At 36.4% G+C, this 14,602-nt stretch carries 16 protein-coding genes; 7 read left to right on the plus strand and 9 right to left on the minus strand.

Translation table 11 applies throughout. The annotated features are described in order from the left end of the window. Window position 1 precedes the first annotated feature (1 nt). Window positions 2-493 carry a zinc ribbon domain-containing protein gene (locus tag ACW0JX_RS25595; protein ID WP_001281749.1) on the minus strand — a complete coding sequence of 164 codons (492 nt, stop codon included), beginning with the start codon at window positions 491-493 and terminating at the stop codon, window positions 2-4. Between the two features lie 158 nt (window positions 494-651). Here ACW0JX_RS25595 and ACW0JX_RS25600 point away from each other — a divergent pair, with 158 nt between their 5' ends. After that, window positions 652-2,271 carry an SWIM zinc finger family protein gene (locus ACW0JX_RS25600; RefSeq protein WP_000939149.1) on the plus strand — a complete coding sequence of 540 codons (1,620 nt, stop codon included), beginning with the start codon at window positions 652-654 and terminating at the stop codon, window positions 2,269-2,271. Next, a complete protein-coding gene (locus ACW0JX_RS25605; RefSeq protein ID WP_459245205.1) occupies window positions 2,255-5,011 on the plus strand; it encodes a DEAD/DEAH box helicase in 2,757 nt (918 codons plus the stop codon). The genes ACW0JX_RS25600 and ACW0JX_RS25605 overlap by 17 nt, the downstream gene beginning before the upstream one ends. A 222-nt stretch (window positions 5,012-5,233) precedes the next feature. On the opposite strand, the gene ACW0JX_RS25610 is transcribed toward ACW0JX_RS25605, so the two are convergent. Continuing rightward, a complete protein-coding gene (locus ACW0JX_RS25610) occupies window positions 5,234-5,719 on the minus strand; it encodes a VanZ family protein (RefSeq protein ID WP_023523524.1) in 486 nt (161 codons plus the stop codon). Window positions 5,720-5,830: 111 nt separating this feature from the next. On the opposite strand from ACW0JX_RS25610, the gene ACW0JX_RS25615 reads away from it, so the two are divergent. Further along, window positions 5,831-6,055, plus strand: coding sequence for a DUF1659 domain-containing protein (locus ACW0JX_RS25615; protein ID WP_000963861.1), 225 nt, complete (start codon window positions 5,831-5,833; stop codon window positions 6,053-6,055). Between the two features lie 115 nt (window positions 6,056-6,170). Continuing rightward, a complete protein-coding gene (locus ACW0JX_RS25620; RefSeq protein WP_001197593.1) occupies window positions 6,171-6,386 on the plus strand; it encodes a DUF2922 domain-containing protein in 216 nt (71 codons plus the stop codon). A gap of 21 nt (window positions 6,387-6,407) precedes the next feature. Here ACW0JX_RS25620 and ACW0JX_RS25625 read toward each other — a convergent pair whose 3' ends face one another. After that, entirely contained in the window at window positions 6,408-6,806 is a 399-nt protein-coding gene (locus ACW0JX_RS25625) for a DUF4359 domain-containing protein (protein ID WP_000731405.1), read from the minus strand. Window positions 6,807-6,996: 190 nt separating this feature from the next. Between ACW0JX_RS25625 and ACW0JX_RS25630 the strand changes: the two genes are divergently transcribed. After that, entirely contained in the window at window positions 6,997-7,473 is a 477-nt protein-coding gene (locus ACW0JX_RS25630) for a competence protein ComK (protein WP_000368314.1), read from the plus strand. Between the two features lie 54 nt (window positions 7,474-7,527). Here the strand turns inward: ACW0JX_RS25630 and ACW0JX_RS25635 are convergent, their stop codons facing one another. The 5 genes from ACW0JX_RS25635 to ACW0JX_RS25655 all read right to left on the minus strand — a co-directional run bounded on the left by ACW0JX_RS25635 (window position 7,528) and on the right by ACW0JX_RS25655 (window position 12,066). Then, window positions 7,528-7,998 carry a sigma-70 family RNA polymerase sigma factor gene (locus ACW0JX_RS25635; RefSeq protein WP_459245206.1) on the minus strand — a complete coding sequence of 157 codons (471 nt, stop codon included), beginning with the start codon at window positions 7,996-7,998 and terminating at the stop codon, window positions 7,528-7,530. A gap of 218 nt (window positions 7,999-8,216) precedes the next feature. Next, a complete protein-coding gene (locus ACW0JX_RS25640; protein WP_097961037.1) occupies window positions 8,217-8,885 on the minus strand; it encodes a YknW family membrane protein in 669 nt (222 codons plus the stop codon). A 114-nt stretch (window positions 8,886-8,999) separates the two neighbouring features. Then, window positions 9,000-10,199, minus strand: a complete 1,200-nt coding sequence (locus ACW0JX_RS25645; protein WP_006922891.1) for an ABC transporter permease — start codon at window positions 10,197-10,199, stop codon at window positions 9,000-9,002. Next, a complete protein-coding gene (locus tag ACW0JX_RS25650) occupies window positions 10,196-10,876 on the minus strand; it encodes an ABC transporter ATP-binding protein (protein ID WP_000631624.1) in 681 nt (226 codons plus the stop codon). Before ACW0JX_RS25650 ends, ACW0JX_RS25645 begins: the two co-directional genes overlap by 4 nt. Then, on the minus strand, window positions 10,873-12,066 hold the full coding sequence (locus ACW0JX_RS25655; RefSeq protein ID WP_071731473.1) for an efflux RND transporter periplasmic adaptor subunit: 1,194 nt from the start codon (window positions 12,064-12,066) through the stop codon (window positions 10,873-10,875). The genes ACW0JX_RS25650 and ACW0JX_RS25655 overlap by 4 nt, the downstream gene beginning before the upstream one ends. Window positions 12,067-12,451: 385 nt before the next feature. Between ACW0JX_RS25655 and ACW0JX_RS25660 the strand changes: the two genes are divergently transcribed. Then, window positions 12,452-12,643, plus strand: coding sequence for a helix-turn-helix transcriptional regulator (locus ACW0JX_RS25660; protein ID WP_001067016.1), 192 nt, complete (start codon window positions 12,452-12,454; stop codon window positions 12,641-12,643). Beyond that, window positions 12,644-13,156, plus strand: a complete 513-nt coding sequence (locus ACW0JX_RS25665; protein ID WP_086389717.1) for a DUF3278 domain-containing protein — start codon at window positions 12,644-12,646, stop codon at window positions 13,154-13,156. It begins immediately after the preceding gene. 108 nt (window positions 13,157-13,264) lie between these two features. Here the strand turns inward: ACW0JX_RS25665 and pgtP are convergent, their stop codons facing one another. Further along, window positions 13,265-14,599 carry an MFS transporter gene (pgtP, locus tag ACW0JX_RS25670; RefSeq protein WP_000477603.1) on the minus strand — a complete coding sequence of 445 codons (1,335 nt, stop codon included), beginning with the start codon at window positions 14,597-14,599 and terminating at the stop codon, window positions 13,265-13,267. Window positions 14,600-14,602: the final 3 nt, after the last annotated feature.

Below are 14,602 nucleotides of genomic sequence, written 5' to 3' on the forward strand. Positions count from 1 at the left end.
TTCACTCCCCACTTTGCTTAATTCCACAAACTGGACAGTAAGTAGAGTTTTTATCGATATGCTCATTACATGAAATACAATTTACCGTTTCACCTTCATTTTCTACTGCTAACATTGGGTTAGGCTTTCCACACGAACCACAAAACTTATCATTTATTGATAAAGGTCCACCACATTCACATGTAGCTTTTTCACCTTGTTGTTTTTGCAATTCAACAATGCGTTTTCTTGCTTGATAAATAGCTACATCAAATTCTTGAACTGGAGCAATCATTTCTTTTAAGCTCGCTTCATTTACTCCATTTCCTCTTAATTGAACGTACACTTGCTGTCCAACCTCTAATAGAACCTCTGCTTTTTTCTGCATTTGCACTTGCATTCCCTTTTTCAATTGAGCAATTTCTTGTGCAACTTGCAACTTCATTTTCCCTTGTTCTATTCCTTCTTGTAACTTATTCATTCCACTACCTAACTTCGTCTGTAAATCTGACAAATCATTTCTCCTCCTATACGTATATATTCATATATGAAATTAACATTTTATATATTACCATGATTTTCAAGTTATGTAATCCAAATTTCATTTTTTCTGTTTTGAGCATTTTTTGTTTATAATGGTAAAGGAAAGAAATATGTGTACGGAGGAATATTATGCTGCAACACTCAATTACGAAAGATGAAATTATGATGATTGCGAATGAGTTCGTTCAAGGACTAGATCCACAGCAAACAGCTGATCAGGAACATGTCGCTACAGCTCGGCACCTATATCGTAGTGGTGTTGTCTACAATGTTGACTTTGATGGTTATACACTATCAGGAACTGTAGATGCGGAAGGCAACGTATATAGCGTTCATATTCCGATTCGTAACGTCGCTGAAAGTTATTGTGATTGCTTCGCACCAACACAATGTGAGCATATGCTTGCTGTATTACTATCTGCAGCGTCTAGTTTCGGGCAAGTAGGAGATGTATTAACTTTATTTAAAAATAATACGAAACCTTCCCTTCCTCCTATTCGAACTGCAAGACAAGTATTGCAATCATCAGCTTTTGAAGAAACCGATTATAAAAGTTGGCAATCGTATTTTGAAAAAGAATATGAATCATTTAAAAAAGAACAAGCTCGGCTTACTTATAAACAAATGTATTTTCTTATGAGTATCTTTACAGATTTCTATACGAAACTTGAGCGGAAAGCTCCGCGTGTCATTGCGATACATGAATTATTCAGGTTACACGCAGCACTTTACTGCTTTCAAAAGTTATTAGAAGAAATTCAGGCATTCGACGCAAACAAAACGTATTCTTATCACCAACCTGTTAATGTCATTCGCCTATTTGTAGACAAAGTGGAATCCATCGTTCGGGACTTACAATCAGAAGCGATTCCTTCAGAGTCTGAAATAATTTTACAAGAAACAGCTCGTCTCGTTCATGAAGTATTCTTCTCTACCGACACTTATACGCAAGAGCGATTTTTCATTTATCGTCACATATGGAGTGAACTTTTAAACAATAAAGAGAAAATACAAGAAGAAGAAAAACGAATCGATACGAAAATCAATCCACTATCCAAAGCGTTAGCGTCTTCCCATCTTCTCTTTTTGAATGACGAAGATCTACTAGCGATGGACTTACTAAAAAAACAGCCTGCTTCTGTTGTGAGTCTATACTTCTATTGGTTAGAAGAACTATTAAGTGCCATGCAGTGGGATCGTGCGAAAAATTGGCTTTCCTTTACGTATAAACAAGTAAAGAAAACAATCCAAGATCACGAAAATACGATTTTTATAAAAGATGTCGTTCGCCTATTTGTAATCATGTATGAAACATATGCAACACATACAAATGAACAAGCTGGTTTCGAAATGATCTTACAAGAACTATTACCGTATAGTTTCACAAACTATGAACAGTACGTACTCGCGAAAAAACAGTATCGCACATGGGCAGAGCTTCATCTCCTATATGGATTTGAAGCAATTGAACTGTTAAAAGAGCCACTGAAAGATATTGAAAAAGAAGCGCCAGAAGCGGCACTTCCTCTTTACCATCTTGCTGCTGTAGAGGCAATTGAAGAACGAAATCGCAAATCATATAAACGCGCAGTTCGTTACTTAAAGAAATTACGTACATTATATAAACGATTAAAACGCACCGATGAATGGGATGCTTTCATTATTCACATCGCCAATCTCCATTCACGTCTGCGTGCACTACAAGAGGAATTACGGAAAGGAAAATTAATCGATGATCAATCAAACTGAAGTAACAATTAGGCTCCAGCATGTTAGTCAAGGTTGGTTCCTTTGGGGAGAAGATGACAGCGGTACTCCATTATCCGTAACAAGTTGGAAACGAAATGCATTCACATGGCACTCCACTTCTTTCTACGGTACGTTTCTAAAAGAAGCAACCTTCGAAGGAAAACAAGGTGTTATGCTAACAAACGCACAAGCATTTGAATACATTGCAAACAAACCGATGAATTCATTTGCACATATGCAAATAAACGGACCTATTACAGCCCTTACGAAAGATGCAAATGAATTATGGGATGCCTTTACGAGTGGCAGCTTCGTACCAGATATGAATCATTGGTCCAAACAACCATCTTGGAAAGTTCAAAATACACCAATTGAAGATGACACATTAGCATCTCTTTTCTCAGCAGCAGTTAATGAAAGCATATTACAAGATAATCGCTCAAATGACGGCTGGGAAGATGCCAAAAGACTATATGAACATTACGACTTTACGAAAAGACAATTGGAAACAGCACTACATGAAGAAGATTGGCTTCGAAAAATTGGTTATATTGAAGATGATCTTCCGTTTACAATCGGACTAAGACTGCAAGAACCACAAGAAGAATTTGAAATGTGGAAGCTTGAAACAATTGTGACACCAAAGCGCGGGGCGCATCGCATATATGTATATGAAAACATCGATTCCTTACCGAAAAGATGGCACGATTACGAAGAACGGATTACAGAAACACAAGAAGGTTTTAGTAAGCTCATACCGTGGTTAAAAGAAGAAGATACGTTCCGAAATGAGCTCTTTGAAACCGAAGCGTGGAACTTCTTAACAGAAGCAAGCAATGAATTACTTGCAGCTGGCATTACAATTTTACTACCATCATGGTGGCAAAATTTAAAAGCAACAAAACCGAAATTACGTGTCCAGTTGAAGCAAAATACAGCACAAACACAATCGTTCTTCGGTATGAATACGCTCGTTAATTTTGACTGGCGCATTTCGACAAACGGCATTGATTTATCAGAAAGCGAATTTTTCGAACTCGTTGAACAAAACAAACGTCTATTTAATATAAACGGTCAATGGATGCGACTAGATCCAGCCTTTATCGAAGAAGTAAGGAAACTCATGAACCGTGCCGATAAATACGGACTAGAGATGAAAGATGTCCTGCAGCAACATTTATCAAATACGGCTGAAACGGAAATTGTAGAAGATAATAGCCCGTTTACTGATATTGAAATCGAACTAGATGGATATTATGAAGAACTCTTCCAGAAGCTGCTTCATATTGGAGATATTCCAAAAGTAGATGTCCCTACTTCACTAAACGCAACACTTCGTCCGTATCAACAACACGGTATTGAATGGTTATTATATTTACGAAAGCTTGGATTTGGAGCATTGCTAGCTGACGATATGGGACTCGGTAAAAGTATTCAAACAATCTCTTACTTACTATATATAAAAGAAAACAATCTCAAAACAGGCCCTGCATTAATCGTAGCGCCGACATCTGTTCTTGGAAATTGGCAAAAAGAATTTGAGCGTTTCGCACCGAATTTACGTGTTCAATTACATTACGGAAGTAATAGAGATAAGGGCAATTTATTTGAAGATTTCCTTCAATCGGCAGATGTTGTATTAACATCTTATGCATTGGCTCAGCTCGATGAGGAAGAACTGACTTCATTATGCTGGGATGCTGTTATTTTGGATGAAGCACAAAATATTAAGAACCCACATACGAAACAGTCGAAAGCAGTACGAAACTTGCAAGCAAATCACAAAATCGCTTTAACTGGTACGCCGATGGAAAATCGCCTCGCTGAACTTTGGTCCATTTTCGACTTTATTAATCATGGATATCTCGGAAGCTTAGGGCAATTCCAGCGCCGCTTCGTCACACCGATTGAAAAAGATCGTGATGAAGGAAAAATTCAACAAGTTCAACGGTTTATCTCACCATTTTTACTGCGCCGAACGAAGAAAGATCAAACAGTCGCATTAAATTTACCAGATAAACAAGAACAAAAAGCTTACTGTCCTCTTACTGGTGAACAAGCTTCCTTATATGAACAACTTGTTCAAGATACACTGCAAAATGTCGAAGGATTAAGCGGAATTGAAAGACGTGGCTTTATATTACTTATGCTGAACAAGCTAAAACAAATTTGTAATCATCCTGCTCTTTATTTAAAAGAAGAAGAGCCACAAAATGTCGTTGAACGCTCCATGAAAACAAAAATATTAATGGAGCTCATCGAAAATATAAAAAATCAAAATGAAAGTTGCCTCATCTTCACTCAATACATCGGCATGGGGAACATGCTAAAACGTGTGCTAGAAGAAAAATTCGGCCAGCGTGTCCTCTTCTTAAACGGTAGTGTACCGAAAAAAGATCGTGACAAGATGATTGAGGAATTCCAAAATGGAACGTATGACATTTTTATCTTATCCTTAAAAGCTGGCGGAACAGGATTAAACTTAACCGCTGCCAACCATGTCATTCACTACGATCGTTGGTGGAATCCAGCTGTGGAAAATCAAGCAACAGACCGCGCATATCGTATCGGTCAAAAACGATTTGTTCATGTTCACAAACTCATTACAACAGGAACATTAGAAGAAAAAATTGATGAAATGCTAGAAAGAAAACAATCTCTAAACAATGCGGTCATCACAAGCGATAGTTGGATGACTAAACTATCAACAGACGAACTAAAAGAATTACTTGGTGTATAAAGTGAAACTTTAATCAGTGGAGGTTTTGTTCATCCCCACTGATTATTAGTTGAACCAATCGGGCTTTTACGGGCAGTTGATCACCTCCCTAACTTCTTTGCTTTCGCTGAATTTTGAGGTGGGGGTCTTACTGCCCGTTAATGCGGGATAAAGTGAAACTTTAATCAGGCCAGTTACGGGAAATTTTACTACCCGCAAAAAAGAGCTAATCTCGAAATGAGATTAGCTCTTTTTTCTATTCCAAAACCAATTACTTATTATAATCCCGGTTAATCCGCCGCACGTATCAAGCAATGAATCTTGCCACATTGGTGTACGGTCCCCCGTATACCATTGATGGATTTCATCAAATGTTGCATAACCTGCCACGAAAAGAAGGGCATATATAAAACATCTTTTCCTCGAATGACCTGATCGATGAAAAGCGTAATAAATCAATGAACCTAGCATAAAGAACACCATAAAATGAGCACCTTTACGAAGGAAAAACTCAATAAATCCGCCTACACCTTTATTGGCAATACTAACAGGGGTTCCTCCACCATAATCGATAGATACCCATGAAAAATGCTCTTTCACAAATTCAACATTCACATATTGTTCAATATCTGAACGCATATCCTGCTTTTTATATGGTTGTGCCGAAGAATAGAAAATCAGCCCCATCCATAGTAATACAGGAATCCAAAATAACCATTTACGATTCATTATCCAGAATTCTCCTCTCTTAATCTTTTAAGGGTACCAAAAAAAAGAAAAAATTTCACGCCAAAACATGACATTTGTACCCTATTTATAAAGTGAAAGGAGGTGATACACATGGCAATTGAAACAATCGTAATGGATTTAACTTTACGTCTTGTCTTAAACAACGGATTAGATAAGAACGGCAAAACAGTTTTCAAGAGCAAACAATTTAAACGTGTTAAAACAAATGCGAGCTTAGATCAAGTACACAACGTAGCTCATGCTCTCGCTTCCTTACAAGCATCACCACTTCACGCTGTACAACTTGTTAGCACATCAGATCTTTCTAAACTATAAAGTAAAACTCGGATCAGTGGGGATTTTATTCATCCCCGCTGATTATTAGCCGCAATTTAACCAGCAGACCCGAGTCCCGTAAATAGCGGGATAAATACAAAGGAGGGAATAACACATGCAAGTACTAGAGTTAATTTTCGCGAAAGAAGATGGAAAAACAGTCGTTTTTTCTATCGATACGCCCATCACACCAATCGATGCACAAGTCGTAAATCAAGTAATGGATACAATCCTTGCCTCATCTGTATTTTCATCCATTGATGAAAATACAAGAAAAAAGGGAGCTCGCCTTGTAGAAAAAAATGTATCTGAAGTTCCAATTACTCTATAAAATGAAAAAGACGAATCTGCATCATTTTGCAGATTCGTCTTTTTTCTTCGGCATTTCAATCGGAATAAAAATCTTTGAAAAACCGACGCATACGTACTTATAATGTTCTTCACCTATATCAAACTCAGTCGTATATGTTGAGAAGAATATATAATCATTTCGCTTCGTATAATGATCAATTAATAACCCAACTTGTGGCTCAACATACTTTTTCGCTAACTTTTTACCGGCCGATGCCAAGTCGCCAAGGAGACCCTCTTCATTCTCTTTTTGAACTTCATCTAGCTTCTTACTCACATCATTACGCTTCATAAACTGCTTCGCTGCCCATTCTGTATATTCTCCTTTACTCGGATTGCTGTTTGCTAAATATACTAGGAGAACGACAACTAAAGCCATAATAATATACTTTTTCTTCATACTATATCACCGCCTACTCTTTTCTATTTTCATATATATGTACAAGCGATGCAAATTAGAAAGACTATCACCTATTGATTGTAAACGAATAGCCAAAATTTACAATATGAAATAGAATATTAACAATTAATTCACTTAATTTATATATAATTATATTCAGAATGAAAATTATAAGGGAGGATATAGAATTATGGATAATGAAAACAACATTTTTATTTCTAGTTCTACAATGATGCTTGAACCATGTAAACACCCTTATTACCGTACAAAAATTATCGACAGTAGCGGGAACCATCTTTACTCTTGTCAAACTGCTCTCCAACTTATACAGAAATCTTGTCTAACAAATATTCATTCTACTTATCAAGGGAGACGTAATGCTGTAAAAACAAAATTTAAATTTAAACAAAACGTTCCAATTCCGATCAATCATAGAGAATATATTTGTGCTTTCCCAACAGAATCTCCTGCTTCTCCAAATTGTATTTGGCTTTTCTTTAAACATGTTCATACAATAGAGTTTTTCCAAAAAGCTAAACGAGCTAAAATTCATTTTTCAAACGGAGCTACCGTAACGATACAAATTAGTTCCCATAAGCTAAGTCAGCAATTATGGAAAGCTGGATATGTATTATCCCAAATGAACATGCAAGATTCATCACCTTAATAACAAATAGAATGGAAGGTAGTATTTCCTTACCTTCCATTCTATTTGTTATTTTTATCCTCTTACACTATCTCGCATTTTCTCGAGTGCTTGCCGATACATCCATCTTACTTGATAATATGTCATTTCCGTCTCTAAAGCGATTTCTCCCATCGTCTTCCCTACAAAAAAACGTTCAAAAATAATATACTTCTCCTTCTCGTCTAACACACTCATAAAATCCTTCACTCTCATTTCAACATCTTCAAAATGAAAGATTTCTTCATACTCACCTACACATACACATCTCTCCTGCACTGTGAACTCTTTCTTCAATCTCTCTAATATATAACCTCGCACCGTTACAACTGCATATGCAGGGAAACAACCCTTCTCCGCATCAAATCTTTCATATGCATGCCAAAGACCAATTAAACCACATTGATAATACTCTTCATAATCTTGGCGAATACCTAATTTCTTTATTTGATTTACAATCATCCCTTCATACAAAACAACTGCCTCTGTAAAAGTCGCTGGCTTCACACAGTACCCGTTTCTAAAAGGTATACCTTTCTAGTATTCCGCGGTACCTTCACAATATAAAAATAAAGAAAAGATTTCACTGTGAGTAATTTCAAATACTACCGACGGAATTTGAAATTACACTATGTAGAATTTGAAATTTTATTGGTGGTATTTGAAATAGGGATAAAAATAAAAAAGGTGACTCTTGGAAGAGCCACCTTTTCTATCTTATTTCCTTATTGGAACATACCTTGTAAAGCTCCGATTCCAAGAGTTAAAACAAAGAAAACAATAGTAATAATTGTTGCCTGCTTTTTAGTCAAACCTGCTGTAATTTGAAGACCTAGCCATGTAACTGCATATCCCCAGATTGTAAACACTTCAAATTTACTTACAATGCCTTTTACAACACCACTACTTGAAGCAAAGATTGGCTCTAGGCCAGTGTACATTTCTTGACCTGATCCACCTAAAATATATGCTAAAATCGTATTTATTAATAAACCTAGTAATGAAATAACACTTGAATATACAGTAATCGCTAATAACTTTTTAAAAGAAGTATCATTGCTTATAAACACCATTAACACTTTATACACCACAGCACTAAGTAGAAAGACAAATGCCATACTAATAGCAATTACCCCAAATCCCATACCGTATGTCATTGCAGCTGAAACAGTAACACCTAATTCCTTATTAAGTTTAATTGCCTCAGGTGTTAGAGAATATACATAAGCAGCAAATCCCCCAACAAGCCCAGCTATTAAAACAAGTAGCCAAAATGCACCCCAAACTGCATTACTCGTCTTCATTCTCTCAAACTGCTCACCTGGAGAAGTAATCATTCCAAATAATGATGGCTTTTTTGAAACTACATCTTGCGTATTAATATTCGCTTCCATTATAACGCCTCCTTCTATTTATATAACCCGTTCTAACGGGCGGTTCACTTCCTCACGCAAGAGGCTACGAACCGCCCACTAGAACGGTAATGTGTAGTTCTACTACACTATTAATTATTCATAACGCAATGCTTCAATTGGATCTAATTTCGCAGCTTTGTTCGCTGGAATTAATCCGAAAATAATACCAAGTGTCATCGAGAACAGTACGCCTCCAACGACAACTTCCCATGAAACGAGTGGTGGCCATTTTGCGAATGTAGAAACGATATATGCTCCGCCATACCCAAGACCAATTCCGATCAAACCACCTAGAAGTGTTAACATAACTGCTTCAATTAAAAACTGTAATAAAATTTTACTACGCGTTGCTCCAAGTGCTTTACGTACACCAATTTCACGCGTACGCTCCGTTACAGATACAAGCATGATGTTCATAACACCGATACCACCAACGACTAATGAAATACCAGCGATACCACCGATGATCATTGTCATAATACCGGTCATCTTCGAAATACCTTCTTGAATTTCTTTTAAATTCATAACTTCATATTTACCAGTTGCATCAGTAGGTTTACGACTATTTAAAACATCTGCAGCTTTTTTACCTGCTTTTTCTAGATTATCTACATTTTTTGCTTGAACAGAAATATTTTGAATTTCATCTTTTCCATACAGTGTCGGCCATAATGAAATTGGAACTAGCGCTTCTGATGGTCCCATTCCCATAAACTCATTATCTGATTTGTAGACACCAATAATTTGCATCGGTTGACCTTTCATTTCAATAATTTTACCGACTGGATTGGTATCCTTAAACACCTTTTCTTCCATTTGTTTACTAATCATAACAACGTTATTACCTTGATCCACATCTGATTCTTGTAAAGAACGTCCCTTTAACAACTTTACTTTATTTACTGCAAAGTACTCACTATCTAATCCAGTAATACTCACCATTTCTTTTTTATCTTCAATATCAAGTGGTTCCATGGTTGAATTTGTTGTTACCACATGTGCGATTTCTGGAATTTTTTTAATTTCAAAAATGTCTTCTTCAGTTATCTTCGGTGCTTCTACCATTCCCATACCGAAAGGATCGTTTATATCTGCACTATAATGAATCGGAACTGTTTGATTACCTGCCCCAACAAACTGCGATTTCAATGCCGCTTCCCCGCCTTGCCCGATTGCAACGACCGTAATAATCGAACCTACCCCGATAATAATACCGAGCATCGTAAGAGCTGAACGTAATTTATGAGCTAAAATAGAAGATAGGGCAATTTTTATACTATCTAGTAAACTCATACCGCACACCTTCTATCTTCTGTAACTTTCCCGTCTCGCAGTACAATGCGGCGGGAAGAATACGCTGCTACTTCCTCTTCATGCGTAACCATAACAATTGTTGTACCTTCTGCATTAAGCTTCGTGAAAATATCCATAACTTGCTCACCAGACTTCGTATCAAGTGCACCAGTCGGTTCATCGGCCATAATGAACGTTGGGTTATTCGCAATCGCTCTTGCAATCGCTACACGCTGCTTCTGTCCACCGGATAACTCATTTGGTAAATGATGCACGCGGTCTGCTAATCCAACTTTACCTAACGCCTCCAAAGCACGCTTGCGACGCTCCGCTTTCTTCACGCCACCGTATACGAGCGGAAGCTCAACATTTTCCACTGCGGAAAGACGAGGCAGTAAATTAAAATGCTGGAATACAAAGCCAATATATTCATTACGAATTAAAGCAAGCTTTGACTCGTCTGCTGTTAAGATATTCACGTCATTCAGCATATATTCGCCTTCTGTTGGACGATCTAGGCAACCAATAATATTCATAAGCGTCGACTTACCAGAACCAGACGGTCCCATAATCGAAACGAACTCACCACTCTGAATCGTTAAACTAATACCATGCAAAATCGGCACCGCCAATTTTCCTTGATAATACGTTTTAGCAATATTATTTAACGTAATCATTTCTCTTTCACTTCCATTCCGTCATACACATCGTCGGAAGGATTTTTAACCACCTTTTGCCCCACTGTTACGCCTTCTACAACCTCTGTCCAGTCTCCATCAGTAGAACCTTTTTTCACATTTTGTTTACGAAGCTTCCCTTTATCCTCAACATAAACAAATGCATCATCGCCTTTTTCTACAATGCTTTTACTTGGAACAGCAATCATCGTCTTATTCTCTAAGTTTACTTGCAGGGAAACATGATAACCTGGAGATAAACCATCTTGACTATCAAGGCTAGCTTTATATGTATATTGGGACATATTTTGAGTTGCTTCACCCATGCCGCCAGCTTGCGCCATCTCTGCACTTGTTGGGAATTCGCTTACCTCTGTAATCTTACCAGTCCACTTCTTCTTATTATTTGCTTTCGCTGTTACAGTGAATGTTTGATCCTTTTGAATTTGTGACTTCTGAAGCTCAGTTAACGTACCTTGAACTTGGAATGGATCTTTAGAAGCTACTTGTAAAAACGCTTTTCCTTGACCACCTAACGCTTGAGATGAACTTTGTGCCGCATCTTTATCTAACTTTTGAACAACACCAGCGAAATTACTATAGATCGTAAGCTCTTTCTGCTTCTTACTTAACTCTTCTTTCTGCAACTTTCCTTTTTCTTTCTCAAGGTCAGTTGTCTTTTGAGCTATCTCTAATTCGTTTACTTGCTCGTCCATCGGATCTGTTACTTCTTTCCCAGCTCCGCTATCTTTTGCCTTCTTAATTTCTTTCTTGAGCGAATCAATCTTTTTCTTTCCTTGATCATAACGCATATCCGCCATCTTCTGATCAAGCTCAGCTTGCTTCATTTGAAGGTTAATCTCTTCATTGTCATAAGAGAATAACTTCGTACCTTTTTCTACCTCTTGCCCTTCTTTCACCTCAATATCTTTCACTTTTCCTTTGGCCGGATCTGCATAGAAGCTTTCGATATTACCAGGCTTCACCTGACCAGAAATTAACTTTGTATTATTCAGCTTACGCTCTGTCACTTTCTCAAAACTTACAGCATCAGCATTTGTTGATGCACCCTTCTTCTTACCTTGCATAACAAAAATATTAATTGCCGCTACAATAACAATTAGTGCAATAACCCCAATAATAATCCATTTCTTCTTCTTGTTTGGAGTACGAACCGTATTTGGTAACATATTCTCTCTCCCTTTATAAATTAATAGTTTAATAAATACCATAATTGTATAAAACTTTCTGAAAATAAATTGTATATTATTACAATCTTTTTACAAAGTTTTACACATCCATTTATATTGTAACAAAAATTCCAATGATTAGAAATATGACATTATATCTTTTAAGATAGATTTAAGGAAAGGAAAAAGAGCAATTTTAATTGAATGGAAGCCATTCTTTATTAACAAACTTCTTGCCAAAATGAATCATTAAAATCATTTTCTTAATTGCACCATCGCTATTTTGTCATATATATTTGACATTTCATCTATTCAATTATAAAATGTCACATATAAATGACATTTTGGCACACGAGGTCTACAACCATCAATGGGAGGGTTATATTTGAATAACGTTAAACAATATCGAAAATCTGAAGGTCTATCGCAGCTAGAATTAGCTAAAAAAGTTAACGTAGCGAGACAGACAATAAACTTAATTGAAAACAATAAATATAACCCCTCTTTAGCCTTATGTATCGAATTAGCAAAAGCACTAAAAACAGATTTAAATAGTCTATTTTGGGAGGGAGATTAAATGATGAAAATTGAATGGAAAGAAAGAGTTTATAATAGTTTTGTTGGAACACTAAGTGAGAGAGATGAATACCAAAAACAAGAAATCAATAAAGAGTTATCTGTAGCTGGAATTGGTTTGTGGTGGTTAAATATGTTGGTAATGCTTATTATGTTACTTGTTGATACTATGAATCACACAATATCTATAGGGACAATATTCATTTTTCTATCTAATATGATTTACGCTAATTACTTAGCCTTTAAATTCAAGAAAAAAGGTTTAAGTGATACTGAATGTGCAACAAAAGAAGAATATTTACAACACAAGAAAAAATTAAGAAAAGCTGGCTTAAAAGCAGGTGTGCTTTGGGGCTTTCAAATGTTTGTTTTTATGAATTATATCCTTCCCTATGTAGGCTCAGAAGAAATCTCTATTTCTTTATTTGATGTTGTGCTTTGGGGTTGCGCTGGCGGATTTTTCGGTATAACCATGTATCTATTTGGTTTATGGAATCTAAAAAAATTATATTAATTAACAAAAATCATTTACATATTAAACTGCAATTTTACATACTGTTTGTTTTTTCTAATATAAAAGCTATCCAATCACACACAATTGGATAGCTTTTCAAACAAAATATTACGCTACTTTAGGATCTTTTCTCTCATGTCCACGTTGAACAATAAATAAGAAGATTGTTGATAAAACCGCACCTGTTAGTAGTAAGATGAAACAACCATCCCAGCCAGAACGATCAACAATAACACCAATTGCTGCGTTAGCTACAAGACTTCCGCCTACATAACCGAATAGACCACACATACCAACTGTCGTACCTACTGCAAATTTCGGTACTAATTCCATCGCACTTAAACCGATTAAGAACTGTGGTACATAAATTAAACAACCGATAATAGAAACTGCAATACTTACAACAAGTACGCTAGTTGCTTGCCAATATATAAACGTACCAATAACAACTCCAACCATACTAATAATACATAATGGCATACGTTTTCCTTTAAACAATTTATCACTTAAAAAACCAACGATTAATGAACTTGGAATTGCCATACCTTCAAAGATTGCATATGCCGCATGCGCTTCCGCTTTTGAAAATCCTTTAACTGTCGTTAAATAAAGTGGAACCCAGTTAATAACACCGAAACGAATTAAATAAACAAAAGCATTCGCAATACATAAGAACCATACAAATTTATTTTTCACTACATACTTCATTAAAATTTCTTTTGGTGACATCTTGTTAGCATTATCTGCTTTTTCAAGATTTTCATAGTCATTACGATACTCATCAATTGGAGGAAGACCTTCAGATTCTGGTGTATCCTTCGCATTAATCCAAACAAGAACCGAAATTACCATTGCGATAATTGCAGGGAAAATAAACACGCCGCCTTGCCAATGGTTTTCACCAAAAATACCTACACCAATTCCGACAAGTGGTGGCACAAGCATTCCACCAACGTTATGTGAAATATTCCAAAGACCTGTTTTCGTACCGCGTTCTTTCTTCGAGAACCATTTTGTCATAACAATACTACAAGGTGGTGCTCCCATACCTTGTACAATACCGTTAACAACAAGTAATGTAACAATCATCCCAAATGATGATGCAAAGCCGAAACAAATATTTACAAGCCCTGATAAGAATAAACCGACTGCGATAAAGCGCTGGGCGAAAGCTTTATCTGATAAATTACCCATAAAGAACTTACTAAATCCATAAACAATTGCCATTACTGAACCTAGTAGACCAATTTCAGCTGTACTAAAACCATATTCTTGTACTAAATACGTACTTGATAACGTAAAGTTACTACGAACTAAATAATAAGCAGCATATCCAACTGAAATCCCGATTAACACACGAATACGTAGTAATCGATATACACGGTCGATCATATCCGCTGGCAATCTTTCAATTGCAGGTGCTGGCTTGAGCCATTTAAACATATA

The sequence above is a fragment of the Bacillus sp. C-3-6 genome (genome assembly GCF_054509685.1).

Bases quoted from the DNA above. Each gene is read 5' to 3' on its own strand.
- ACW0JX_RS25630 (WP_000368314.1), top strand. From the start codon at position 6,997: ATGGATAATGAAAACAACATTTTTATTTCTAGTTCTACAATGATGCTT.
- ACW0JX_RS25615 (WP_000963861.1), top strand. From the start codon at position 5,831: ATGGCAATTGAAACAATCGTAATGGATTTAACTTTACGTCTTGTCTTA.
- ACW0JX_RS25665 (WP_086389717.1), top strand. From the start codon at position 12,644: ATGATGAAAATTGAATGGAAAGAAAGAGTTTATAATAGTTTTGTTGGA.
- ACW0JX_RS25600 (WP_000939149.1), top strand. From the start codon at position 652: ATGCTGCAACACTCAATTACGAAAGATGAAATTATGATGATTGCGAAT.
- pgtP (WP_000477603.1), bottom strand. From the start codon at position 14,599: ATGTTTAAATGGCTCAAGCCAGCACCTGCAATTGAAAGATTGCCAGCG.
- ACW0JX_RS25605 (WP_459245205.1), top strand. From the start codon at position 2,255: ATGATCAATCAAACTGAAGTAACAATTAGGCTCCAGCATGTTAGTCAA.
- ACW0JX_RS25640 (WP_097961037.1), bottom strand. From the start codon at position 8,885: ATGGAAGCGAATATTAATACGCAAGATGTAGTTTCAAAAAAGCCATCA.
- ACW0JX_RS25650 (WP_000631624.1), bottom strand. From the start codon at position 10,876: ATGATTACGTTAAATAATATTGCTAAAACGTATTATCAAGGAAAATTG.
- ACW0JX_RS25610 (WP_023523524.1), bottom strand. From the start codon at position 5,719: ATGAATCGTAAATGGTTATTTTGGATTCCTGTATTACTATGGATGGGG.
- ACW0JX_RS25625 (WP_000731405.1), bottom strand. From the start codon at position 6,806: ATGAAGAAAAAGTATATTATTATGGCTTTAGTTGTCGTTCTCCTAGTA.
- ACW0JX_RS25620 (WP_001197593.1), top strand. From the start codon at position 6,171: ATGCAAGTACTAGAGTTAATTTTCGCGAAAGAAGATGGAAAAACAGTC.
- ACW0JX_RS25655 (WP_071731473.1), bottom strand. From the start codon at position 12,066: ATGTTACCAAATACGGTTCGTACTCCAAACAAGAAGAAGAAATGGATT.
- ACW0JX_RS25645 (WP_006922891.1), bottom strand. From the start codon at position 10,199: ATGAGTTTACTAGATAGTATAAAAATTGCCCTATCTTCTATTTTAGCT.